28 protein-coding genes and 1 pseudogene are annotated in these 23,166 nt (G+C 39.0%); 10 read left to right on the top strand and 19 right to left on the bottom strand.

Going from position 1 to position 23,166, the window contains the following annotated elements:
- Positions 1-442 precede the first annotated feature (442 nt).
- The 4 genes from MMB69_RS08350 to MMB69_RS08335 all read right to left on the bottom strand — a co-directional run bounded on the left by MMB69_RS08350 (position 443) and on the right by MMB69_RS08335 (position 2,746).
- A complete protein-coding gene (locus tag MMB69_RS08350; RefSeq protein ID WP_277447574.1) occupies positions 443-628 on the bottom strand; it encodes a hypothetical protein in 186 nt (61 codons plus the stop codon).
- A 319-nt stretch (positions 629-947) separates the two neighbouring features.
- Positions 948-1,511: an NAD(P)H-dependent oxidoreductase gene (locus tag MMB69_RS08345; protein ID WP_264407969.1), complete on the bottom strand. Its 564-nt coding sequence runs from the start codon at positions 1,509-1,511 to the stop codon at positions 948-950.
- 234 nt (positions 1,512-1,745) lie between these two features.
- Positions 1,746-2,306 carry a signal peptidase I gene (lepB, locus tag MMB69_RS08340; RefSeq protein WP_025751067.1) on the bottom strand — a complete coding sequence of 187 codons (561 nt, stop codon included), beginning with the start codon at positions 2,304-2,306 and terminating at the stop codon, positions 1,746-1,748.
- A gap of 83 nt (positions 2,307-2,389) precedes the next feature.
- Complete coding sequence (locus tag MMB69_RS08335; RefSeq protein WP_221784166.1) at positions 2,390-2,746, bottom strand: nuclear transport factor 2 family protein; 357 nt, start codon at positions 2,744-2,746, stop codon at positions 2,390-2,392.
- Positions 2,747-3,020: 274 nt separating this feature from the next.
- Between MMB69_RS08335 and MMB69_RS08330 the strand changes: the two genes are divergently transcribed.
- Together MMB69_RS08330 and MMB69_RS08325 are read left to right on the top strand one after the other, a co-directional pair.
- Positions 3,021-3,677, top strand: a complete 657-nt coding sequence (locus MMB69_RS08330; protein WP_013057906.1) for a DUF975 family protein — start codon at positions 3,021-3,023, stop codon at positions 3,675-3,677.
- 113 nt (positions 3,678-3,790) lie between these two features.
- On the top strand, positions 3,791-4,204 hold the full coding sequence (locus MMB69_RS08325) for a DUF1259 domain-containing protein (RefSeq protein WP_013083952.1): 414 nt from the start codon (positions 3,791-3,793) through the stop codon (positions 4,202-4,204).
- 107 nt (positions 4,205-4,311) lie between these two features.
- On the opposite strand, the gene MMB69_RS08320 is transcribed toward MMB69_RS08325, so the two are convergent.
- The 3 genes from MMB69_RS08320 to MMB69_RS08310 all read right to left on the bottom strand — a co-directional run bounded on the left by MMB69_RS08320 (position 4,312) and on the right by MMB69_RS08310 (position 7,715).
- Positions 4,312-6,210: an endonuclease MutS2 gene (locus MMB69_RS08320; protein WP_264407972.1), complete on the bottom strand. Its 1,899-nt coding sequence runs from the start codon at positions 6,208-6,210 to the stop codon at positions 4,312-4,314.
- 453 nt (positions 6,211-6,663) lie between these two features.
- Complete coding sequence (locus tag MMB69_RS08315; protein ID WP_057235064.1) at positions 6,664-6,993, bottom strand: AzlD domain-containing protein; 330 nt, start codon at positions 6,991-6,993, stop codon at positions 6,664-6,666.
- Positions 6,990-7,715: an AzlC family ABC transporter permease gene (locus MMB69_RS08310; RefSeq protein ID WP_221784160.1), complete on the bottom strand. Its 726-nt coding sequence runs from the start codon at positions 7,713-7,715 to the stop codon at positions 6,990-6,992. Before MMB69_RS08310 ends, MMB69_RS08315 begins: the two co-directional genes overlap by 4 nt.
- Positions 7,716-7,810: 95 nt before the next feature.
- On the opposite strand from MMB69_RS08310, the gene MMB69_RS08305 reads away from it, so the two are divergent.
- Positions 7,811-8,362, top strand: coding sequence for a helix-turn-helix domain-containing protein (locus MMB69_RS08305; RefSeq protein ID WP_264407973.1), 552 nt, complete (start codon positions 7,811-7,813; stop codon positions 8,360-8,362).
- Positions 8,363-8,396: 34 nt separating this feature from the next.
- Here MMB69_RS08305 and MMB69_RS08300 read toward each other — a convergent pair whose 3' ends face one another.
- The gene (locus MMB69_RS08300) at positions 8,397-9,080 is read right to left on the bottom strand and encodes a TerC family protein (protein ID WP_014459272.1); all 684 of its coding nucleotides are present in this window, start codon (positions 9,078-9,080) and stop codon (positions 8,397-8,399) included.
- A gap of 272 nt (positions 9,081-9,352) precedes the next feature.
- Complete coding sequence (locus tag MMB69_RS08295) at positions 9,353-10,336, bottom strand: LacI family DNA-binding transcriptional regulator (RefSeq protein ID WP_221784156.1); 984 nt, start codon at positions 10,334-10,336, stop codon at positions 9,353-9,355.
- A 160-nt stretch (positions 10,337-10,496) separates the two neighbouring features.
- Between MMB69_RS08295 and MMB69_RS08290 the strand changes: the two genes are divergently transcribed.
- Together MMB69_RS08290 and MMB69_RS08285 are read left to right on the top strand one after the other, a co-directional pair.
- Positions 10,497-10,976: an RrF2 family transcriptional regulator gene (locus tag MMB69_RS08290; RefSeq protein WP_013057917.1), complete on the top strand. Its 480-nt coding sequence runs from the start codon at positions 10,497-10,499 to the stop codon at positions 10,974-10,976.
- An 18-nt stretch (positions 10,977-10,994) separates the two neighbouring features.
- The gene (locus tag MMB69_RS08285) at positions 10,995-11,378 is read left to right on the top strand and encodes a nuclear transport factor 2 family protein (protein WP_277447572.1); all 384 of its coding nucleotides are present in this window, start codon (positions 10,995-10,997) and stop codon (positions 11,376-11,378) included.
- A gap of 36 nt (positions 11,379-11,414) precedes the next feature.
- On the opposite strand, the gene MMB69_RS08280 is transcribed toward MMB69_RS08285, so the two are convergent.
- On the bottom strand, positions 11,415-12,239 hold the full coding sequence (locus MMB69_RS08280; RefSeq protein WP_264407976.1) for an SPL family radical SAM protein: 825 nt from the start codon (positions 12,237-12,239) through the stop codon (positions 11,415-11,417).
- Between the two features lie 441 nt (positions 12,240-12,680).
- Between MMB69_RS08280 and MMB69_RS08275 the strand changes: the two genes are divergently transcribed.
- Positions 12,681-12,809, top strand: coding sequence for a hypothetical protein (locus MMB69_RS08275; protein WP_255219776.1), 129 nt, complete (start codon positions 12,681-12,683; stop codon positions 12,807-12,809).
- A 144-nt stretch (positions 12,810-12,953) separates the two neighbouring features.
- Positions 12,954-13,478 (top strand): hypothetical protein, encoded by a 525-nt coding sequence (locus MMB69_RS08270; protein ID WP_257041321.1) that lies wholly within the window; start codon positions 12,954-12,956, stop codon positions 13,476-13,478.
- Positions 13,479-13,619: 141 nt separating this feature from the next.
- Here MMB69_RS08270 and MMB69_RS08265 read toward each other — a convergent pair whose 3' ends face one another.
- Both MMB69_RS08265 and MMB69_RS08260 read right to left on the bottom strand, forming a co-directional pair.
- Positions 13,620-14,060, bottom strand: coding sequence for a cell wall hydrolase (locus MMB69_RS08265; protein ID WP_013057931.1), 441 nt, complete (start codon positions 14,058-14,060; stop codon positions 13,620-13,622).
- Between the two features lie 131 nt (positions 14,061-14,191).
- Positions 14,192-14,710: a dihydrofolate reductase family protein gene (locus MMB69_RS08260; RefSeq protein ID WP_277447571.1), complete on the bottom strand. Its 519-nt coding sequence runs from the start codon at positions 14,708-14,710 to the stop codon at positions 14,192-14,194.
- Positions 14,711-14,800: 90 nt separating this feature from the next.
- On the opposite strand from MMB69_RS08260, the gene MMB69_RS08255 reads away from it, so the two are divergent.
- Positions 14,801-15,736: a helix-turn-helix transcriptional regulator gene (locus MMB69_RS08255; RefSeq protein WP_221784147.1), complete on the top strand. Its 936-nt coding sequence runs from the start codon at positions 14,801-14,803 to the stop codon at positions 15,734-15,736.
- A gap of 247 nt (positions 15,737-15,983) precedes the next feature.
- On the opposite strand, the gene MMB69_RS08250 is transcribed toward MMB69_RS08255, so the two are convergent.
- Positions 15,984-19,133: a bifunctional cytochrome P450/NADPH--P450 reductase gene (locus MMB69_RS08250; protein ID WP_277447570.1), complete on the bottom strand. Its 3,150-nt coding sequence runs from the start codon at positions 19,131-19,133 to the stop codon at positions 15,984-15,986.
- Between the two features lie 26 nt (positions 19,134-19,159).
- Entirely contained in the window at positions 19,160-19,738 is a 579-nt protein-coding gene (locus tag MMB69_RS08245; protein WP_221784146.1) for a TetR/AcrR family transcriptional regulator, read from the bottom strand.
- A 303-nt stretch (positions 19,739-20,041) separates the two neighbouring features.
- Here MMB69_RS08245 and MMB69_RS08240 point away from each other — a divergent pair, with 303 nt between their 5' ends.
- On the top strand, positions 20,042-20,410 hold the full coding sequence (locus MMB69_RS08240) for a nuclear transport factor 2 family protein (protein WP_221784144.1): 369 nt from the start codon (positions 20,042-20,044) through the stop codon (positions 20,408-20,410).
- Positions 20,411-20,470: 60 nt separating this feature from the next.
- Here MMB69_RS08240 and cotJC read toward each other — a convergent pair whose 3' ends face one another.
- The 3 genes and pseudogenes from cotJC to MMB69_RS08225 form a co-directional block, all read right to left on the bottom strand.
- Positions 20,471-21,040 (bottom strand): spore coat protein CotJC, encoded by a 570-nt coding sequence (cotJC, locus tag MMB69_RS08235; RefSeq protein WP_269871151.1) that lies wholly within the window; start codon positions 21,038-21,040, stop codon positions 20,471-20,473.
- 21 nt (positions 21,041-21,061) lie between these two features.
- Entirely contained in the window at positions 21,062-21,322 is a 261-nt protein-coding gene (locus MMB69_RS08230; protein ID WP_269871152.1) for a spore coat protein CotJB, read from the bottom strand.
- Positions 21,319-21,545: pseudogene (locus MMB69_RS08225) on the bottom strand (spore coat protein CotJA). The gene MMB69_RS08230 and the pseudogene MMB69_RS08225 overlap by 4 nt, the downstream one beginning before the upstream one ends.
- Before the next feature lie 219 nt (positions 21,546-21,764).
- Between MMB69_RS08225 and MMB69_RS08220 the strand changes: the two are divergent.
- Positions 21,765-22,127 carry a transporter gene (locus tag MMB69_RS08220; RefSeq protein WP_221784139.1) on the top strand — a complete coding sequence of 121 codons (363 nt, stop codon included), beginning with the start codon at positions 21,765-21,767 and terminating at the stop codon, positions 22,125-22,127.
- 42 nt (positions 22,128-22,169) lie between these two features.
- On the opposite strand, the gene MMB69_RS08215 is transcribed toward MMB69_RS08220, so the two are convergent.
- Complete coding sequence (locus MMB69_RS08215; RefSeq protein WP_277447569.1) at positions 22,170-22,361, bottom strand: hypothetical protein; 192 nt, start codon at positions 22,359-22,361, stop codon at positions 22,170-22,172.
- A gap of 153 nt (positions 22,362-22,514) precedes the next feature.
- Positions 22,515-23,144, bottom strand: coding sequence for a LysE family translocator (locus tag MMB69_RS08210; RefSeq protein WP_277447568.1), 630 nt, complete (start codon positions 23,142-23,144; stop codon positions 22,515-22,517).
- Positions 23,145-23,166 lie beyond the last annotated feature (22 nt).

Below are 23,166 nucleotides of genomic sequence, written 5' to 3'. Positions count from 1 at the left end.
TCCCTTATTTTCCAAAGCTAAACTGCTTCATCTTATATTTAAACAATTTATAAACAAACGGAATAAATAATTTCTACTTCATTATCATTTAGATTGTTTTATTTAGATATAGACGGGTAAACAAAAACTATCCCACCTCACACCCTGAAGTTTGAAACTGTCACATAAAAAAGCTGCTTTATATAAAGTAGCTTTTTTATGTTTTTACTTTTCCCAGCTCCATACGCGATAAAATTTATATAACATCTAAAAAAGCATTCTCACGATTAAAATTGCTGCTTGATGTGCAAATCCTGTAAGTGCTCAGCAAGCTTGTTTTCAAAAGATTCCAGTTAAACAAAAAACACCTGTAGCATTTTAAAAAAGATAAATGCTACAGGTGTTTGTGCATGAGTCATAATAACAGGCAGCGCTAACTCACATCTTTTTTACAAACATCGCGCTATGTTTTTGATACATCCCCGGTATTTGTTATAAAGCAAGTATGACAAATATCTTCAATGCCTGTACAACTGGTGATGATGTCTTTCTTTCCTTCTTTTTCAATAGAAGAAAGTTCTAGATTTACGAGCCGATCCGTCACAGGGCAATAGGCAACCCAACGTTTATTTTCTAGTCGTTCATCCATCCCATACCTTCACCTTCTTAGACTTTAAAGTAAAGATACGTGTAAGTACTGCTTCATAATTCATTTCATATCGGAGAACTATTTACTTTACCCTTTCCTTAAACATCCAAAACATGATTTTTAAGGAAATCATTTGTATAAAAATTTTAAGAGCAGCAGTTCATTTTTTGTATCGGTGAATAGTATGCATGGATTCGTTAAAATCTTTTATTAGACGATAAGGCTTGCTCACTAACCTTATAGGAACTCCAATTAAAAATTTATTTATATCTTTTTTATATTCTTTTGATACTCGGTTAGGTTTCGTAGAGACTGATTTTTAATGCCCCTCTCCTATTCCAAATACTTCTGCTACATGATTTTCTAATTTATGCTTGTAGTGATCAATGTTTGGATGTTTGACTACATCATGAATAGAGTAAGTGGGAAGTGGACTCATACCGACGTACTGATTCATTTTATGCAAATGCATAATGGCTTCGTCTAAACTTTCTCCTTCATAGAAAGCTTCGTCATTGTCGAAAATAGCTTCCGGCGCGTTCCACGTGAGAGAAAACATGTATTTTTTCCCCGTTAATAAGCCGCCTCGCCCGTATTGATTTGAACCTTTAAAGAAAATGTTATCCATATACACGCGATCAATATATTGCTTAAACTTTCCGGGAATGCTGAACCAGTAAATAGGCGTCTGCATAATCACAACATCAGCCCATAGCCACTTTTCAATTTCTTCTTCTACTTCGTAGCCTTTATCAACCACCGTTGTTTTAATGTCAAATTGATTAGTGAGTAAATGCTGCATTTCGTTAAAAATCGTCTGATTTAACTCTCCTTTTGACTTTTTATAATACTCGTGTCCATTAATCATTAATACGTTTTTCATGCTGACCTGCTCCTTTCCCAAATCCTTGCTTCTTTATCTTCATATATCTGTATACCCATAAAAATCACTTACCTATCAGTACTACCTCTTACTTTGAAGTAACATAAGGTCTAATTTACTAATTCTTTAGAAGATGTTTAACTTGCATAAAGCAAATCGTTTTTTAAAAATCAGTCCTTTTAATCCAATAAAAAAGGCCGGCGAATTAAATTTCGCCAGCCTTTTTCCCTTTTTTTATTTCGGTTCGCCTACTTCATTTAACGGATAGTAGCGAAACTGCACTTTTCCGATAACTGATTTTTGTGGAATGAAGCCAAAAGCTCGTCCATCATGACTTACAGGACGGTTGTCCCCCATTACAAACAGTGAATTTTTCGGTACCTTCACTTTGCCATCAGTTGCAGGCAGCGTTTGAAGCGTAAAATCTTCCGTGAATTTTTCATTAGGTGCAAGAGATTTTTTAGATTCTTTTAAATACGGCTCTTTATAAGCTTTGCCGTTAATATATAGAACGTCGTTTTTCATTTCTACCGTATCTCCTGGCAGTCCGATTACACGTTTAATATAATTTTCATCTGCATCCGGTGCATGAAATACAATCATATCAAAGCGATCAACATCACTGATTTTATTTAAAATAACGCGGTTTGAATCTTCAAACGTTGGATACATCGATTCACCGTGAACCGTAGTTGGTGCAAATAAAAAATGGCGAACTCCCACTACAATAACCAATGCAATAACAATGGACTTAATCCATGAAAACACTTCTTTTTTTACGTTATTTTTGCTCATCTCAAAACATCCCTTACGTCAAAATATACTTTCATCATAGCATCAAATAGAGGGAAAGTATAATAATAACCGAATAATCTTATTTATTGATCACCATTTGTCACTGTGCCTTGATGGAAAAACAAACGCCACTTTTCTTCTCTTTTTCGCCAAATAGAACTGCGAAGCGTCTTTTTTTCTGCCGTATGGTTCACAAGATGATAGGTAGTTAATACGCAGTCAGGAGACAATACGTCTATATGAAAATGAGAGATTTCGAATACATCTGGCGAAAGTACATGATTGGTATTGTAATCTTTTCGTTTCCATACCGTGCCCGAGCTGCCAAACTCCACGTAATCATCTGCTAGAATGTTTGAAAGCTCTTTAGCAGAGGTTCGTATGTCTGATTTTAAGTGCATGCATTCTAGCTCATAAAATGTTTGGATAGCATTCTCCATTTTTTATTCATCTCCTCTTACGCCTATTATAAAGAAATAACGCGTTATTTTCACTACAACCTCCATAATGAATACTGTCAGAAATGAATAAAACACTTTGTATCTATTTATTGTTTTCTATCTGTCTAGTAAAAATTTTCTGCAGGAGCTTTGCTTTTCATCTCAGAACCTATTGACTATTATTTTCATTTCATACAAAATTAACAATTGTGCATGGTTTACATGTTAATACAAGCAAAAAGATACTATTTTGCAATATTAAAGGAGGAACAACATGAACATCGGTACGATTAAAAGAGAAGCTAAAGCTTCTTTAAAAAATCGCTGGGGACTTGCGATTCTACTGACGGTGGTGACGTACGGAGTATATACGCTTCTGCCTATTCCATTTGAAATTGTGGCAAGCGGCGGCTATGACAATTGGATGAAAGATGAATCTGATTCGGCATCATGGATTTCAACTGCCTTTGCCATTGTCTTTTCGCCTCTTCTCATGGCGAACTACTGGGCATTTTTAGGTTTGGCGCGAGGTGAATCTGTCCAATTGGGACACTTGTTTAAAACATTCCAAGACTTCGGTCTCTATGTAAAGTCATTAGGAATATATGTACTCATGACTCTTTATGTGATGCTGTGGTCACTACTTTTACTAATTCCTGGAATTATCAAAGCACTGGCATATTCACAAACGTACTATATTTGTAAAGACAATCCTACTTACTCGATGAATCAAGCGATTACAGAAAGCCGCAGGTTGATGAATGGTTATAAAGGACAGTACTTCCTGCTGCTGCTAAGCTTCCTTGGCTGGTTTTTATTAAGTATTATTACACTAGGAATCGGCTTTTTATGGTCTATTCCATACCTTTCTGCTTCACTTGCTCGTTTTTATGAAAATTTGTTAAACGAACGCTCATCGCATGCTGAATAATAAAAAATCCTCTTCATCGTGAAGGGGGTTTTTTTATAAGAACACGGTTTGCATAAGTGAAGCTCTTATGTCATAAAGCTTACTAAGAGTATAGAAGAAAGGCAGGAGCTTATATGTATACTACAAGTGAAATTTGTCAGCAGTTTGGCCAGATTTTAAACGCTAAAAGCAAAGTTAGTCCAACAGGATGCTCAGTGTCGCTTAAAAGAAGCTTTCAAGCTCATGTTCAAGGGCGGAAAAGCAGCTCTGTCGTTCCTGTTGGTGTATCATTTGAGGCGATAGACGCACAGGGAAACGCGTTAAACTTGGCTGAAATTGCTATTTTACAAGAAGAAATCCCTCGTTTTACAGAAGCTGCTGCGCGGCAAGGTCTTATCGTAAGCGCTTTGCATAACCATTGGCTTTTTACAGAACCGGTCCTTATGTATCTTCATATTCAATCTGTAGAGCCTCCTTTACATTTTGCAAAAAAAATGGCTTTTTGTTTTACAATGCTCAAGAGTCTTCCCGTTCCCACAAATGAATAATTTATTGAATGCATCTCTCAAATACACTAGGGCGGTAAAAGATGTTTTTTGAAAAGCTACATAAAAACAAAAGCCCAGCACTTTCCTACAAGTGTTGGGCTTTTGTTTTACCTATTTTTCCGTATATCTTTTTCAATTTTCCGCAATGCTTTTTTTGATCCTCGCTGCAGATCATGCTGCTCTTTTCGATCTTTATAGCTAATAAATAATGAATCGAGGTCATAGCCTTCGGGATATAATTCAGCAGCTTTGATTTCAAGAGCTACTCGCTTAACGTTTACTTCAATTAACTCATTCTGATAGAGTACGACTATATTGTTTGTGTTGTCTTTAGACTTATACACAATCGCATGATTTTCATAATCTAACAGCTTGACTCGATCTCCCATTTGGTATTCAACACGGTCTTTTTTCTTTTCCTTCAAAATAGTTGGTTTTTTTATTTTATTTTCTCTGACAACTTCTGTATCATACGATTTGCTTTCCATATAGAACTTTGCTTTTTGTAAAATCTCTTCTTCTACCTTCATTTTCTTTGAAATCCAAAGCGCATTGCTTTCACCAGATGTGCCAATTAACAGTTGATACAGCGGTTCTAATGTTTTACTGTTGAACTGCATCGCGGCATTCATAAAGTCAGGATGAATTTCTGAGAAACGCTTAATTTCTCCGTAATGCGTAGTCGCGACCGTTATGCAGCCCATATGATAAAACTTTTCTAAAATTGCAATCGCAAGTGCAGCTCCTTCATTCGGTTCGGTGCCGCTGCCAATTTCATCGAATAGAAGCAGCGTATTGTTCGTTGCTTTTTGCAAAATAGCCGATATATTTTTCATGTGTGAGGAAAAGGTGCTCAGCGCATTTTCAATACTTTGGTTGTCGCCGATATCGACAAAAATATGCTCTAACAATGCAATTTCTGTTCCTTCATCAGCTGTAATATGAAATCCTAACATTGTAGCGAGCGTTAGTAGCCCAATCGTTTTTAAGACAACGGTTTTTCCTCCTGCGTTAGGTCCCGTAATAATTAAGCTTCGATAATTCTTGCCAATTTCGAAGTGAAGCGGAACAATTTTACCAGTTAACAGCGGGTGATATGCGCCTTTTAAATGAATATATCCATAATCATTAATTTTAGGTTCAATTCCATCTGCCTGTTTACTGTATTTTGCTTTGGCAAACACCATGTCGTATTGGCTAATTAGCTCTAAATTAATATGAATATCAGCTAGCGTCTCTAACACTAAACCTGTTAAAGACGCTAAAATTTGATATTCTTCTACCTCTTCTTCTGCTTTCAAAATCGCTAGTTCCGCATTCAGCTTTGTAATAGACGCCGGCTCTATGAACACTGTTGACCCTTTAGAAGATGTTTCAACAATCGTTCCTCCAACATGATTTTTATAGGATGCCTTGATCGGAATCGTATAGCGGTCTCCTTTTTTACTGATGAAGAAGTCTTGAATATACTCTTTGTTTTTACCGTTTCGTAAAAATTTCGCAAGCTGTTCTGAAATCTTAGCTTCCGTTCCTTCTATATGTCTTCTGATACGCTTAAGCTCTTTGCTTGCCGCAGCGTCTACTTTTCCGGCTTTGATCGCAAAATTAATTTCCTCTTCTATACCTGTCAGTTCTTTCATCGAATGGGCATAGGAACTTAAGAGCGAAGCAAAAAATTCTTTATCCACCATATATTGTTTTACTTTTCTACAGCCTTTTAAAAAATCGGATACGCGCATTAGCTCTTCGGGCTCTAAAATCATGCCTTTTTCAAGCTTTTCGATGACTCTTCCTATACCTGAGACACCTGATAGCGGAAGTGATTTCTCAGCATCTAGAAGTCTTCGTGCTTCCGTTGTTTCTTTAAGTCGGTTTTTTACTGTTTTAAGAGATGTGCTCGGCTGAAGTTTATCCATTAATTGTTTTCCCAGCTCACTTACGCAGTGAGATTTTACGATTTCTTTTAATTCCTGATACTGCAATTTTTCAAATGTCATCGTATTCATGGTTTTTCTCCTCACTATGATTTGTCATCACATATGAAGATACCTATTTATTAGAAGGCAATGAAAAAGGTAAATAAAAAAAAGCTGTGGTGATCCCACAGCTTTTTGCGTTCATAAGGTGTCTAAACACATATCACAAAAGAAAGCTCTGTAAAAACAAACGCCTCTTTCGGGACAAATGCCGAACCCTTTATAAAGCATTGTAGGTATCTTCATAGGCAGTGAAATAAATCCATAAGCAAATAAAGGGTACCTTCACTCTCCAAAAAATACCCGTCGTGCTTATTTAATTTATTTCATTCAATTGTTCCTATTTAGATACTACTCCGCTCATAAAAGCACCTCATCTATATTTTAGTTTTCATTGGCTTCTAATTTACACTCTTATCATACTATATGAAAAAGCGTGCGTAAAGGAGACAGTAAAAAAGCTCAAGAGCATAACTTGAGCTTTCATGACCAAAGAAAAAAACGAAGCAGCGCCATCATTCCAACTCCGCTAATAACGGTGATGGATAAGCTTTTGGTTTTCAGGGCAATCAGTAAGGTTGGAATGACTACGATAATGACGGGCCAGTTAATCTTTACACTGTCATTTGCTTGAATGATAAAATTTTCTACAACAAGTGCGGTTAAAATACAAATAGGAATATAGGATAGCCATTTTAATACGGGTTCTGGCAGCGCGATGTTACGTACAACTAAAAACGGAACAATGCGCGGAACTACGGTAACAAGGGCACACCCTAAAATAACGATGAGTGTTGGGTAGTGGATGCTCATTTATCCGTCACCACCCCAATTGTCGCTACAATAATTGTTGAAATCAATACAGCCACATGTGAAGGTACGAAAAAAGACAGCACAATCATAAGAATCGCCATATAAAGAATCAAACGTAAGTAATGATTAAGCTTTGAAGGTAACACGCTTTCGATTTGTAAAACAAGCAGAGCTAAAAACATAGCTGTTAAGGCAAAATCAAACCCAAAGGCTTCTGGATTTGATAGCAAATGACCAAAAATAGCTCCTGCCGTACAGGCAATAATCCAGCTGACGTAAGCCGTTATATTTAATCCGTTCATCCAGCGGTCATTAATTGGCTCACCTTTTGTAATTTTACTTGAAGATACCCCAAATGATTCGTCCGTTAGAAGGGCTCCAATTCCAACATTTTTTAATAACGAATATTTTGTAAATTTAGGCGCGACCGTAGCGCTCAAAAGAAAGTGTCGTAAGTTTACAATGAATGTTGTGAGAATAATGGCTGAAATCGAGCTGTTCGCAACCATCAGCGCACAAATAATAAACTGTGCTGCCCCGGCATACACGAGCGCTGATAATAAAGTAACTTCCATAACGGAAAGATGCGAGGATACTCCAACAATTCCAGCCGCAAGCCCTATACTTATGTAACCGAGTAGCGTAGGGATACAATCCTTAGCCCCTTGTCTGAACGTTAAGTCCCCTTCTTCTCTTTGCTGTACTGCTTTTTCTGCAATCACCGTACTCCCTCCTTTTCTGCTATATTATACATCTATACGTTATATTAAACAACGGTATGTTATACTATCTTTATAATCATTAAAGGAGTACAACAATGGACGCGATTCAAGATATTATTGCTAAAAATCTTGTTAAATTACGAAAAAATCGAAATATGACGCTTGATCAAGTTTCCGAATTAACCGGTGTTAGTAAAGCAATGCTTGCACAAATTGAAAAAGGTAAATCCAGTCCCACGGTTACCACGCTTTGGAAAATCGCCAACGGCCTTCAAGTCTCTTTTTCTGTATTTATGAAAGAAGACACTCCAGATGTGCAGAAAGTAAGCATAAAACAGTTAGATCCCATCACGGACAACAAAGGTGATTACTTAGTGTATTCTTTTTTTCCTTATCATCCGGAAAAAAAGTTTGAAATTTACATCGTCACATTAAAGCCTGGATGCGTGCACGAAGCGAAAACTCATTTAGGAGATGAATACTTACTTATTAAAGAAGGTGAATTAACGGTTCGTTTTGAAAATGAAGAACATGAATTAGTATCGGGAGATGCTCTGCATTTTTCAGGAAATACCTCTCACAGCTATATTAATTCTTCTGAAGAAGAAGCAAGCTTTTTTTTGCTTATGCACTACCCCGAATCATAAAAAAAGAGCGTACGGATCATCCGTACGCTCTTTTTTATGCTGCGTGGGCTTGTTCTTTTTTCATTTTTTTGTTTTTCATGTACCCAATTCCTACAACTGCAACGGTTAAGATGATTTGAACAGCGAGATGTAAAGCTGTGCTTGGAACAAATCCGCCGATAATTTTATCTTCAACAATCATTTTTCCAGCAGACCATGCGAGCATCGCCGCTCCAGCGTAAATGATAATCGGAAATTTTTCCATTGCTTTCATAATAAAGCTGCTTCCCCAAATAATAATCGGAATTGAAATTAATACACCAATCATAATCGGGACAAATTCGTGAGCTACACCTGCTAGAGCTAATACGTTATCTAATGACATGACCGCATCTGCGATAATGATCGTTTTAACCGCGCTCCATACCGTTGCTCCACCTTGAGGATTGTCGCCGTGATCGTGATTGTCCGCTAATAATTTATATGCAATCCACACTAGCATCAAACCGCCGACCGCTCCGATTAATGGTATTTTCAATAAAGGGACAATAATAGCCGCAAATAATAATCGAAGACCAATCGCGCCGCCTGTTCCAATTAAAATCGCTCTTTTTTGTAAATCTTTTGGTACATTACGAGCCGCCATTGCAATCACAATCGCGTTATCCCCGCTTAAAATTAAATCAAGAAAAATAATTTGCAGCAAACCTTGCACTGATACGCCAATTAGTTCCTCCATAGTTACCTCCACCTTCTCTTTTTATGTAACGTTTCTCCGCTAAATGTCCGAGCCTTTTCCTCCTTTTTTATAATTGAATACAAAAAAGACCCTTACCAAATAAGCGGTAAAGGTCTTGCTAACAACATAATGTCGCCAACAAAGCCGAGAGATAATCTCTGTAATGACGACTTTGCTGTTAAAGCTACTCCCCTTTAGGAGATACGTTCAATTATTTGTTTGTATTTACACCACTTATACTATAGCATCTCCTACATTCTGTCAATCGTTTTTTATGTAAAACGATTGTCAACGCTTTCTCTTTCAATCAATTCATAGTTAGAAAGTGTAAGCTTTTCGACTTCCTCTCCGTTGACTAGCTTAATGATTCGCTGTGCCCCCATTTGTCCCGCTTCTTTATAGTAATATTTTACGGTTGTTAAGCTGGGATGAATCACACCTGTAATTTCGTAGCCTCCAAAGCCGGTAATGGATACATCTTCTGGAACGCGCAGTCCGTTTAAATAAGCTGCCTTTAATGTGCCAAGCGCAATGTTATCGGTCGCACATACAATAATAGACGGATTAAATTCTTTCATCACAGCCGTAGCGGCCCCGATTGCATCGCTCATGTTAAAGCTTGTTTGATAACAGCGGATCTCGCAGTCTCTGTCTTTAAGACCTTCCTTTACGCCTTCTTTTCGCTTTACACCTACAGCTATGTCTTTTTCGGTTACGCCTAAAAAAGCAATTTTTTTATGTCCTTTTTCTCCTATGTACCTTCCAATGTCGCATGCAGCCTCGTAGTCTTGGTGAATTAAACTGTGGACTTCTTCATGCTGCTGTCCAATTAGCAAAACGGGAATTGAAATTGCGCGGAACGCTTCTAAATGAGCTTTAGTGATTTGAACGGCAAGCAGGATAATACCAGCTACCTTCTGCTTAGCCAGCGTATAAATATTTTCGATTTCTCTTTCTAAATCTTGATTAGAATTCGAAATAATCATTTGATAGTGGTGGTCTCTAAGTTCTTGGTCAATACCATCTAATGTGCGGGAAGTCGCAAAAGAACCCATGCGCGGAACAATGACACCGATGATATTTGTTTTTTTTGCTTTTAAGCTTTGAGCAAAAGCATTTGGGCTATAGTTTGTTTCTTTAATAATTCCTTCGATTTTTCGTTTCGTCGCATCGCTCACAGACCCTCCGTTAAGGTAGCGGGATACAGTGCTTTTTGCTACTCCTGCAAGCCGAGCGATATCTGCAATAGTTGTCATTCTCTCATCTCCGTATTTTGTTGCTGCTTCTTTCACAGTATACACGAATATCACGTGCATATTAAGTAACTGCTTTACTTTTTGATTCCTAAGCGGTATGATAACCTAAAAGTGGATAATCATTATCCACTTTGTACACATATAGCAGGAGATGATGTTTTTGCATATGAAAACAGGCGTTGAGCAATCGGTGTATGCTATTTTGCTGCTGACGTTTTTACCTGAAAAAGCGGTGCTGCCAGGAGATGTCATCAGCACTCAGCTTGGGGGTTCGCCTACGTATTTTCAAAAGCTTCTTCGCAAGCTGGTTAGCGCTGATTTACTTGCTTCCGTTCCTGGTAGCAAAGGTGGATTTCGCTTAAAGAAAACGCCGGAAGAAATTCGTATTTATGACGTATACGTAGCCATTGAAGGTAAACAGTCTCTTTACTCATCAAGCGGTATTTTTCACGACATGCTTAACTTAAAAGACAAAGATATTTGCTTATTATCCGATTTAATGGAAGAAGCCGAATCTTCGTGGCAGTCTATCTTAAAACGGCAAACCATTGCTACGCTCACAAATGAAATTCACAAAAAATGTCCGAAAGAAAACCTGGACATGTTAAAAGCAACAGTAGAAGAAAAAATGGTGCTGTAGCATTCAAAGGAGATCATCATGGAAAACTTAAATAGATATTTTGATTTATTCGATCAATCACGTACAAGCGAACAAGCGTTTGAAGAATTAGTAGGGCTTTTTTCAGACGATATCGTATTTGTCTTAAACGGCTACGAAAAGCAAGGCATTGAAAACTGGAAGCTTTTTGTGAAAATGGTGTTTAAAGAAAATGCTGATATTAAGCATATGTTCGAAGGCTGGAAAGCAGTTGAAGGTACTGATACGTTTGAAACGCCTTGGGCAGTATGCGGAAAACGTGCATCTGGCAGCGTCTTTACTCAAACGGGAAAAGATATTGCTAAGCTAGATGACAGCGGAAAAATCAGCTACTTAGAAAACGTACCTGATGATACGAACATGTTTGATACGTATAAAAACTAATATGTAAAAAGAAGGGCTCTTCTAGCCCTTCTTTTTTTACGGGGCAAATCCCTCTTGAGAAAGATAAATCATCGAAGAAGGATAAAATTTTTCAAAATAACGAATGGCTTTGACATGAATGTCTTTGTCATACCAGTCTAGGAAACCGTACTTCTCAAATAATTCCGGCATTCCTAGCCTTTTAGACGTTTTCCCTAAGGAACCGTCTCCTAAGTACAAGGTATCAATGCAAATTCGGTCCATCATTCCTTCTATTTTTTCAGGAAATTCAGGCGTAAAAGGAAGCATTGGAGCAATGGTTACTTGCGTTGAAATTCCGCTTTCTTTTACTTTTTTTAACGCGTTCATACGAAGTTTCATCCCCGGAGCATAAGGAGAAAAAATTTGTTTTACATCTTCTCGGTCCGTTTCAACAGTCATCGATACGCGAAGACCACATACGTTTTGAAGCTCTAAAAGCAAATCAATATCCCTCGTCACAAGCGGCGACCTGGTTTGAATCAATAAAAAATCAGGCGGATGATTGATCATCGTTTCTAAAAGGGCGCGCGTGATGCCTGCTTTACGCTCAGCAGGCTGATAGGGATCTGTCGCTGAAGACATAAAGATGCGCACCGGCTGCTCTTTTTTTCGCAGTTTTTGTATTTCTTTTTGATAGACTTCAGCTGCGTTGACCTTCAGCTCTAGCCATGTCCCCCACTCCATCTCTTTAAAGCGCTGAATTGGGAGCTCTCGCACGTAGCAAAATTTGCAGGAAAATGCACATCCGGCATACGGATTCAAGCTATGAGTATAACCAGATGCCAAAAAGCCGGTGGCTTTTGTTAAAATACTTCTCGAAACCACGTCTCTTTTGTTCATCTTTCTCACCTCGTTGTCCAATATATCAAGTTCACAAATGAAAAAACTACTTTCCACATGGAAAGTAGCCCTTTATGTTTTCAATTCATCAACTTTGATTTTCTTTCTTTTCACTTGTCGTTTCAAGTAAAGAGGTTAAATATGAATTTAACTCAAATTGGTCCTTCTCAATAAAATCAGATAATACCGGCTGCTCTTCTTTTCTCATCTTTCTCCACTCCTTTTGTTTTATATATATGTGTTTTCATTCATCAATGGATAAAAGTAATGTACTTAACTCTACCCGTATTAAAACAAAAATAATCATGGTATTTTATACTATTTTTAATTTATGCACGTTTTATTTGTATATTTTTTACAATGTGACGCACATTAATAGCAAGATTAGTAAACGTATAAACTTGATTAACAGCTCACTTTATATAAGGAGGAATAACAAACATGAATCATGAACAAAAATCCACGCTGTCTCCTGTTTCACAAGAGCAGCAAAGCCCCGATACTCAGCTAACGGAAAAAGAAGAGCGTATGCCGGAGTATACGCATACTTCGCTTAATCCAGACTCATAGAACGAAAAAAGAAATGCCTCGGCATTTCTTTTTTTATACTTTTACGATTTTCTTCGTTGATTAGGACATTGGAACAAATAGAGGTAAATACAATGAATACGACGAATGAGTACCATTATCTATTAATGACAAAGGAGAACGTGCATGAATAAAAAAGTAGTGGGGTTCGTTTATGCTCTTTTAACGGTGATCATTTTAAGCGCCTGCAGTACCGAAGAAGTTACGACAAATCACTCAGACCCGCAAGTTTCTGTTTCTACTACAGTTAAACCGCTGACGAAAAAAGAATTTAGTGAAGTTGGAACATCAGGGTTAACAAGCCCTTCAAAAAAAGATTTTCACAAAGTACATATGATCCTTACTTTACGCGGCACGGATTACCTGTCGAATATTCAAGTTAAGCTGCCTAACTATAAAGAAGCTTTTAATAACATAAAAGATGATCAGCAAATAAGATATTGGTTTGGCAGCGGTGCAGATGAAGAGCAAGAAAATAAAAACATCTATACAAGGGAATTTGTCCTTTATACGAAAGGCTTAAACGATAAGCAAATTAAAGAAATTTTAGCAGCAGCTAAGGTAAAGACGTCCTGGGTGGTAAAGGATACAAAAACGAAGAATCAAGAGGAATTTGCTGCTGGTAAAAACATAAAATTTGAAGCAAAATGATGAATGCACCAATTACCAAAAGCCCCCTTTATTAAAAGAGGGCTTTCTCTTATTATATGAAGAACGACTACCTTGTCTCCTGCAGCTAAAGATTCGGATGTGAGGCCCAACCTTCAGAATGCAGCATATTTCCCAGGCTATCTACCCGTTATAAACGCTAGCGCATGTTCCGGGTTTTGGCTCATAGTAACAATGATTTTTGTATTGACCAGAAGCAGGTTGATCGTACCAGGTTGGAGGGCATGGAGCGGATGGGTTAAAGTACCACAGGGCATATTTCCCCGGATGTTCTCTCCAATAATCCAAATTCTTTTTGGCTAACCTTTTTTCAACACTTCTTGCTCTTTGATAAAATACATTTCCTTTTTGAACAGCTTCAAACGAATAGTTGCCACCCTGCACCTGATAAATAACTTGCGGAACGGATCTTAAATTCTTGAAATCTAAACAGTTTGCTTTAAGACGATTGACAATGACATTTCCAACATACAGCATTCCTTGTTTTCCTTCGCCTTCAGCTTCTGCTCTCATCATCCTTGCCATTAAAGCAACGTCTGAATCTCGATAATTTACTCTTGGCATTTTCTCACCCCAAAAATATACTATGAAAAAAAGCCTGTCTTGATGTCACTGTCCCTAAAATAACAATAGCTGTATGTTAAATACACGATGAGCACACTGACACTACAGAAAGAGTTTTTATTACGAAAAGCTTATTCTTTTTTATAATAAAGCTGAGCAATTTGCCCGTACTGCTTCATATGAGTTAGCTTCAAGTTCATTTCGGGAATTCCTGGCTTAAACAATGGAATACCAGTTCCAAGCAAAACGGGAATAACCGATATAATAAATTCATCCACCCTCTTTGCTTTTAAGAAATCAGCCAGAATATCAGCCCCTCCCACCAGCCATATTTTTTTCGTATCTTGACTGAGGTTTTGGAGAAATGACGCCACGCTTTCGTTTATAAACTCTGCATACTGATCTTTTCCTTGAGCTGAGCGGCTAAACACGTAGCACTTTTTATCGAGATACGGAAACTCAGGTGTGAGCTTCAGCACGTGATCGTACGTAGCTTTTCCCATAACGACCCCATCACACGTTTGATAAAACGCTTCGTAGCCATTGTCTCCCTCTCCTTCTACGCTTTCCAGCCAGTCAATCTCTCCGTTTTCTCTTGCGATATACCCGTCTAAGCTTGCGGCAATATATACGATGATTTTTTTCTTCATTCTCTTTTCTCCTTTCAACTTTACTGTTTCTGTATGATATCATCTTAATACGACACTTTTTGTCATATTAAAAGAAAAAGGTGAAAATAAATGGCTAAGTCTAGACGGCTTGTTGATATGCTCATGTTTATTAATACAAAAAGAACGTTTACGGCAAAAGAACTAGCGGAGGAATTTGGTCTTTCCGTGCGGACCGTCCAGCGCTATTTACTGGACTTAAGTGAATTAGGACTGCCTCTTTACAGTGAAAAAGGACGGAGCGGCGGTTACAGAGTGTTAAAAAATCGTATCCTCCCTCCTATTTTGTTTACAGAAGAAGAAGCTATTTCTATCTTTTTTGCTTATCAAGCTCTGAACTATTATCATGACCTTCCGTTTGATGCAGAAATTCATGCAGCTCTTCAAAAATTTTATGTGTACCTGTCTGAGGAAACAAAGAAAAAAGTAGATAAAATGAGTGCTCATATTGCGTTTTGGAATCCTAAAAGAAACCTAGATACTCCTTATTTAAAAGAGCTGTTAGAAGCAAGCCTTGCAGGAAAATATATTGAATTTCTTTATGATTCAAAGGCGGGTCAAACAAGAAAACAAGTCAAACCCCTTGGAATTTATGCTCATAACGGTTTATGGTACTGCCCTGCCTATTCTTACGATAAGCAAAAAGTATTATTGTTTCGAGCGGATCGTATTCACTCGTTAAAGGTTTTAGAAAAAGACGAAAATATGTCTCTTACGTTAAAGGAATGGCTTGAAACAGAACCGGTAAACTCACAGCCGATTTCGTTAAAAGTAACCTTGACGCACGAAGGCGTACGTCAGTGTAAGGGAGTTCCATGGCTTGAAAATCATGTGAAGGTGGCGCGTGATGGGAATGGCTATATCGATACAATAACTGATGGAAATGAATTAAACTACATGGCTTCTTTTTTCTATACCTTAGGTGCTCAGGCCCTTATTGAAGAACCTCAGGAGCTAATTGAAAAAATTTGCTGTCACGCAGAAGAAACGCTAAGGCGCTATAAATGAGGTGGGGACAAAAGACGAATAAATGGGAGAAATGAATTTCGTATGGCTTGCATGTGACACCGCGGTTGATTTTCGTTCAAGACTTCGCTTTTCCCGCAGGAGTCTTCGCCTTGCCCTCCGATCAACCGCTACAAACCACTAAATAGATGAAATCTACGTTCACCCTATCAATAAAAAATCCGAACGATTCATCGTTCGGATCTTCCTTCAACCAACTAAACTACTTTTATCCTAGCCTCTTTTTAATTTACCCAGCCCACACGTCTTTTGCGTATCGGCCCTTTTCTTCTAGCTGCTGCAGCCATAAGCGAGCGTCTGCTTCACTTACTTCATAAACGTCAGCATAGCTTTTCATAAGCGTTGCTTCAACGTCAGGTGCCATTTGGCTTCCGTCTCCGCAAATATAGAAGTGCGCTCCTTGATCAAGGAGTTCAATCAATTTCTTCCCGTCTTGTTCCATCACGTGCTGAACGTATGTTTTCGGCTGATTTGGTACGCGAGAAAAAGCGGTATGAAGCGTAATGATGCCTTCATTTTGTGCATTTTCAAGCTCTTCTTGATACAGATAATCTTCATGAGGTGAACGGCATCCAAAGTATAAATGCGCTTCTCCAAGCGACTGTCCTTGTTCTTTTAACTGCTTGCGAGCCTGCACAAAACCTCTAAACGGCGCGACGCCTGTTCCCGGTCCGACCATGATAAGCGGCGTTTCAGAGTCTTTAGGCAGCGTAAATCCTGACTGCGGTGTGGAAACAAAGCACGTAATCGTATCTCCTTCTTGCAGATTGGCAAGATAGTTCGATGCAATTCCTTTATACTCTCCATATCCGCTCCATGCTTCTCCTGAAACAACGCTGACCGTGATGCTTGCTTGTTTTTCATCGACACGAGGTGATGAAGAAATTGAGTAATAGCGCGGGCGTATGCTTGGAAGAAGGGCAATAAATTCGCTGAATTCCATTTCACACGCCAGGTATTTTTCAAGCAGTTCAAGCATTGTTAAACGTTTTGCCAGCACTTGTTCTTTGTACGCTTGCTTTTCAAGCAAGGCTTCAAGCTCTACTTTATGCGGCGGGCAGACCGTTTTAGCAGCCATTGCGCGAAGCTGCGTGCGCGTAACAGGATCTTGAAGCTCCACGTATTGCAGAAGCTCTTCTACTGATACTGTTTTACCGAGTGGCAAATGAGCTAATTTTTCTTCTTCTGCTTCCAGACGGATTTGCTGTGATGCATCTAGGCCAAACCTTGCTGTTACACGGTTTACTATTCCTTCATAGTTGCGAGGAATAACACCTAAATGATCTCCTTCTTGATAAGAAGCTTCTTTTGGAAGTGCAATTTCAAGGTGTCGCGTGCTTCGTTCACTGCCTAGCTGTTGAAGTTCTTTGCTTGCTACGACGTTCGCTGAAAACGCACCGTGCATTTTCGCAAGCGGCATGTCCGCGGCGCTGTCGACAAATTGAAGTGAAAGAGTAGATTTATTATCTTCACTGTTTTCAATGTCGAGGTTAAAGTAGGCTGCTACATCACTCCACATATGTTCACGCCATTCTTCATATGTGCCTTCAAAGTCGTCGCTTGCATCTGCTTCACCGCGGTCAGCGATGTTTTCTGCTCCTTTAGCGGCAAGCGTTTCATCGATAAAAGCAGGCACTTTTTGATACGTAGTAGCCCAGTTTTTATCGCCGCATCCAAATACGGAGTAGCGAACGCCTTTTACGTCATCAGCAGACGCTTGGTCTAACCAGTCGACAAATTGCTTTGCGTTGTCAGGCGGATGTCCGTTATAAGAAGCCGTTACAATTAAAACAGCTCCTTCGCGCGGAAGATTTCCAGCGTGCGAATCAAGGGTAGCGACCTGTGGTGCAAATCCTTTGCTCATCGCAATATCTGCTAAATCACGCGCCGTTCCTTCAGCTGTTCCCATGTTCGAACCGTATAGCACAAGCAGCGGCGTATTATGAGCATTTTCTACCTTTTTGCGTACTTTTTTAGCAGACTGTTCCGTGCTAGGTGAAGGAATTCCCCCAAGCGGAATTTTTTTCGATTTTGCTTTTACCACAAAGCCTTCAGGTTTTAACGTTAAAGTTTCTTTAATATCCAGCTCGTAGTTTGTATGGTCTTCAAAGTCAAAATGTTTTAGCATCATACCAAGTACAAGCGTTGCTTCATGAAGAGCAAACTGCTGACCGATACACGCACGCTGACCGTTTCCAAACGGTTTAAACGCATGCTGCGGAATCGCACTTGGATTTTCAAAACGCTCTGGGCGGAACTCTTCCACATCTTCTCCCCAAATTGTTTTATCACGGTGAAGCTGAGGAATCAGAACCATTAGTTCATCGCCTTTTTCTAACGGATATTCTCCTCCAAGCACCGTATCTTCTTTTGCATATAGGGAAAACGCAGGAGCCGTTGGCCATAAGCGCAGCGCTTCGTTTAAGACCATGCCCACATATTTAAGCTGTTTGACTTGTTTGTAGCTTGGAACAGGATCTACAAGAACTCGTGCTGCTTCTTCTGCTGCTTTTTGTAATACATGTGGATTTTTCACTAAGAAATACAGCGCAAATGATAAAAGACCGCTTGTTGTTTCGTGTCCCGCAATTAAGAACGTAATAATTTGATAGCGAATGTTCTCGTCATCAAGCGGTTCGCCTGTTTCTGGATCTTTTCCATTTAGCATATGCGTTAACAAATCATCGCTTTGTTCACCGCTTGCTTTGCGATCTGCAATAATTTTATCTACTAGGTCGTTCATCACTTTGATATCTTCTTGAAACTGGCGCTTATTTTCATCGTAAGCTGGATCATCTGGATTTGCTCGCTGCAGCTTGTTCATCGCTTCATCTAGCGCACGAACCATACTTGTAATAAACGGATGCGGCTGATCTCGGTAAAAGCTGTTAAAGCGATAGTTAAAGCCGCAAAGACCGATTGTATCAAGCGTTAAACGCGTCATATCTTCCGGTACTTCAATATGCTCATCTGTATTTAGACGCTCCCACTTTTGAATAAGCTGTACGGCGATATCTACCATCATCGCATGATAGCCTTTCATTGCCTGCTGACTGAAGCTTGGAAGTAAGATATTATGCGCTTTTTTCCAATTTTTTTCGTGCGTCCAGCTTGTAAATAACCCATCTCCTGCAAAATCACGTACAAATTTAAGCGCTTGACTCAAGTTTTTATCAAAGCGTGATTCATCGCATGCTTCTTTAATTAGACGCTGACTTGATAAGTAACGCGTTACACGGCCAGGCGCTTCGAATTTAAAGATTTCTCCTAGTTCATCCGCAATTTTCATCAAAGTTTGAATCGGTTTATCTGTGTTTAATAACGGTAAGTTTTTAAGCTCTCCAAACGTTTTTGGCTGAGGCATTTCTTTAATTGTCATGTTATCCCTCTTTCACTTGTTAAGTTTCATGATTGTCTGCTAAGTGCTGCCCACAGACTCTCTTCTACACCTGTAAGAAGTTCATCAGTTAAAGATAAGTAGTCATTTTCAATCATTTCATATACTTCCATGAAACTTCCAAATAAAATAGCAATTAGCGCATTTTCAGGAAGATTCCTAATCACACCTTGCTTTTGTCCTTCTTTAAAAAACGTACAGACAAATTCTACTAGCTTTCGGTAGGCCGAATGGCTCTCTTCCGTTAAAAAAGCTCCTTGGCTGTGAGTTTTGATAAATCCGAGAGCGCGAGGATGGTTTTTAGTGAATGTCACCATACCTTCAAAGATATGATGAAACCCATCTCGGTATCCGTCCCTTTCGTTTGCCAGTCCGCTTTCAATGCACTGTAAAAACTCGTTGACATGCTGTTGAAATAATTCATTTACAAGGCTTTCTTTATTTTTAAAGTAGCGATAAATTGTTCCTGCTCCTACTTTGGCATTCTCTGCAATCATTGGCATCGTTGTTGCATCAAATCCTCTTTCTGCAAACAGCAGAAGTGAAGCAGAAAAAATCGCTTTTTGTTTTGTTGGAGTAGATTCCACTTTATCACCTCTTTCCAAAAACGGAATGAACGTTCATTCCGCTACAATTACAAGTATAAAAAACTGCTTCTTAATAGTAAAAAGATAACTAGACAAGTGGAAAGAAAAGGTCCTTTCACTCTAATTTTATACCATTTAAAGGTAAATAATGGAGTCTTTCAGAATATTTTATGCTTACAGAAAATTAGTCCAATTATACCCTCTATTAACATAATTTAACACAATCTATTAAGGGCAGAAGTTTAAAGGAAAAGCAACGTGGAAATAGAAAAGAGTTACACAAGGCGTAAAGGAGGATTAAAAATGAACCAAGCAAGAGTTATAGAATACGAGGAAATGCTTCGTTCAGCCATGCTTTCTAATAACGTAGAGTTATTAGAAGAATTACTTTCAGATGAGCTTATTTTTGTGAATCACCTTGGGCAATGGTTGTCAAAAGAGCAAGATATCAATGCTCATCGTTCAAAAAGTCTTGATATAGCGGGCATCGAAGTGTTGGAACAAGAAATTAAACTGTTTCAAGAACTTGCCGTTACCGTTACAAAAGTAGCGTTAAACGGGTCGCTTGCAACCGGTGAATCTATTGGAGGCGAATACTGCTATACGCGAGTTTGGAAAGATGTTGAAGGGAAATTAAAGGTTGTTTCTTGTCACTGCAGTTCTAGCGCATAATCATCGCTGCCATAATAAAAAACATCCCTCCTGTACTAAGAGGGATGTTCCTTTTGCTCGTTAAAAGATTTTCTTTCTGTCTATGTCATCTTTTAAAATCTCAACCGCCTCACGGAACCGCTGTGAATGAACAATCTCTCTTTCTCGTAAAAATCGTAAGCTGTCGTTTAAATCAGGATCATCTGATATATCAATTAACCATTGATATGTAGCTCTTGCTTTTTCTTCTGCCGCTATGTCTTCATAAAGATCTGCAATCGGATCTCCTTTTGCCTGTATATAAGTAGCTGTAAACGGAACCCCAGCAGCATTATTGTAATAAAGCGCGCTATCGTGGTTTACATAGTGCTCTGTTAATCGAGCTTCCTTTAGCTGCTCTGGCGTTGCATCTTTTGTTAGCTTATAAATCATTGTCGCAATCATTTCAAGATGTGCAAACTCTTCTGTACCGATATCGTTTAGCAGTCCAACAACTTTATCTGGAATCGTGTAGCGCTGATTCAAATAACGAAGTGCTGCTGCAAGCTCTCCGTCCGCTCCTCCGTACTGTTCCATTAAATATTTTGCAAGCGTTGGATTACATGTACTTACTTTCACTGGATACTGCAATTTCTTTTCATACACCCACATATAGTTCCCGCCTTTATCTGCTTATATTTGCCATGGCCAAGGGCTTGTTCCCCAGCTCCACTTTCCGTCTGCATAGCTGTTTCCATACTGCTGAAGCGGCCCGTACTTTGTCTCGAAGGTTCTTTTTAACTGCATAGCCTGCTGCGTGTATTCGTTAAACTGCTGCATAGCCTGCTGGTCATTTGGATGAGTATCTAAATACAGCGTTAATTCTACTAGTGCAAAATCAACGGCCTGTATTTCTTCTAAATCCCGGTAGTACTCTGGAGATAGTTTTTTCATTCTTCATCCCTCTTCTTATCTTTGTATGGATTTTCATAGTAGTCCCAAAAAGGCGGCCGCAGCGTTCTTTTTTTAGCGCTTTTTTCGGTGAAAATTGCTGCAGATTCGGCGGCTGAAATCCCATGTATAAGTGAGGCGGCGTAGAATAACATTTCACTCCTATCGGCCGGCAAGGATCATAGATACTATGGAAAGGTTGATAAGTCTTAACCGGTGTAAACATCTTTTTTGGATTGTTATCCACGAAAAGTCCTCCTCTAAAAACACACTCTGCTTTATCCTATTCAGCTTTTAGAGAGTTCATAAAGGAATTTACTTCCGACTTAGGAACGAACCTTTTCGTCATCAAAAAGGTTTATATAAAAACATGATAGTTGCCCAATCCCTTTAGGCAGCTTTCTCATATCTTATAAAATAGTGATAAAAAAAGAGGTGTTAAAAAATGGACATTAATTACATGGATTTTTATTCTTACTCAACAAGATTCCCTGGCCCTCAACTCCCTCCAGGCCCTCCTAGACCACCGGGCGGTTTACCTACACCTAGCCCGCAGCAAGCTCCGACTTCTCCTCCTCCGGCATTTATTCCGGCTCAACAAACGGCAACTCCATTTGCTGTTGACCCAGGAGCCATTTCTCTATGTCTATTCCGCAATACGTTCATATGGCTTAGAAACGGCTCTAGCTTCTGGTATTTTCCTATTTTTGTAGGACCGCGATCGGTTGCAGGATTTAGATGGAACGGACGTTTTTGGACCATTTTCGGTGTAGATACACGACAAATTGTTTCGTTTACGTGTTTTTAAACGTTAAGAAAAGAGATTGAGACATAGCTAAATCAATACAATTTAAAGACGATAAAATTGAATACATGAACTAGTATGGGTCGCTTGTGACACCGCTGTTGATTTCCGTGCAAGACTTCGCTTTCCGCGGGCGGCCGGTGAGCCTCCTCGTCGCTTGCGCTTCTGCGGGGTCTCACCTGTTCCGCTTTTCCCGCAGGAATCTTCTCCTTCTCCTTCTCCTTCCCCTCCAATCAACAGCTAGAAATAACTGAATAAATAGATGAAAGCTATGTTCACCATACTAATAAAAAAATCCGAACGAGTTGGATTCTCCATCAAGAATCAAACTCATTCGGATCTTCTAACTAACATATTTTTATCCCACCTTTTTTTGCCTACTAACCACTATTACACTATTGTTCTTATTCCAAAACCAATCAGCAGCACTCCGCTGAATTTCTGAAAAGCTTTTTGAAATCCCGGTTTTTCAAGCCACCTTTTCACGTAATCTATTACATACACCAAGATTAAAAACCACCCTACTGCTATAAGCGTCAGGAGAAAACCAAGCATCAGCAGCTGTTGATTTGTGTGTGCATCCAAGTTAATAAACTGTGGCATAAACGTAATATAAACTAGTACCGTTTTAGGATTAAGAAAATTACTAAGAGCCCCTTGCATATATGATTCTTTATAGCAGCGATTAGATGAAGACTTTACAGTTTTTGTTTCTTCTGAAACGGCCTCCAATGAGAGCGTATTTTTTGTCAGAAATATTCTGATGCCTAAATAAAATAAGTACGCTGCCCCTATGTATTTAATGGCATTAAATACATACACCGACTGCGCAATAGCAACAGACAAGCCAAGCACAGCAATTAACGTCCAAAACGTGAGGCCTGTAGCCATGCCGAGTATGGTAAAACGTCCTGCTTTTGCTCCGTGATGAAGCGTATTTTTCATAATAAGAATTGTATCAGCACCAGGTATCATCGACATAACCAGCGCCATCAGCATGTAAGCAGCTAAATGATCCACAGCTCTTCTCTCCCTTTTAAGC

Source organism: Priestia sp. P5 (genome assembly GCF_029522155.1).
Taxonomy (GTDB): domain Bacteria; phylum Bacillota; class Bacilli; order Bacillales; family Bacillaceae_H; genus Priestia; species Priestia megaterium_E.
The sequence above is the reverse complement of the archived record's forward strand: the minus strand, read 5'-3'. Positions and strand labels throughout refer to the sequence as shown.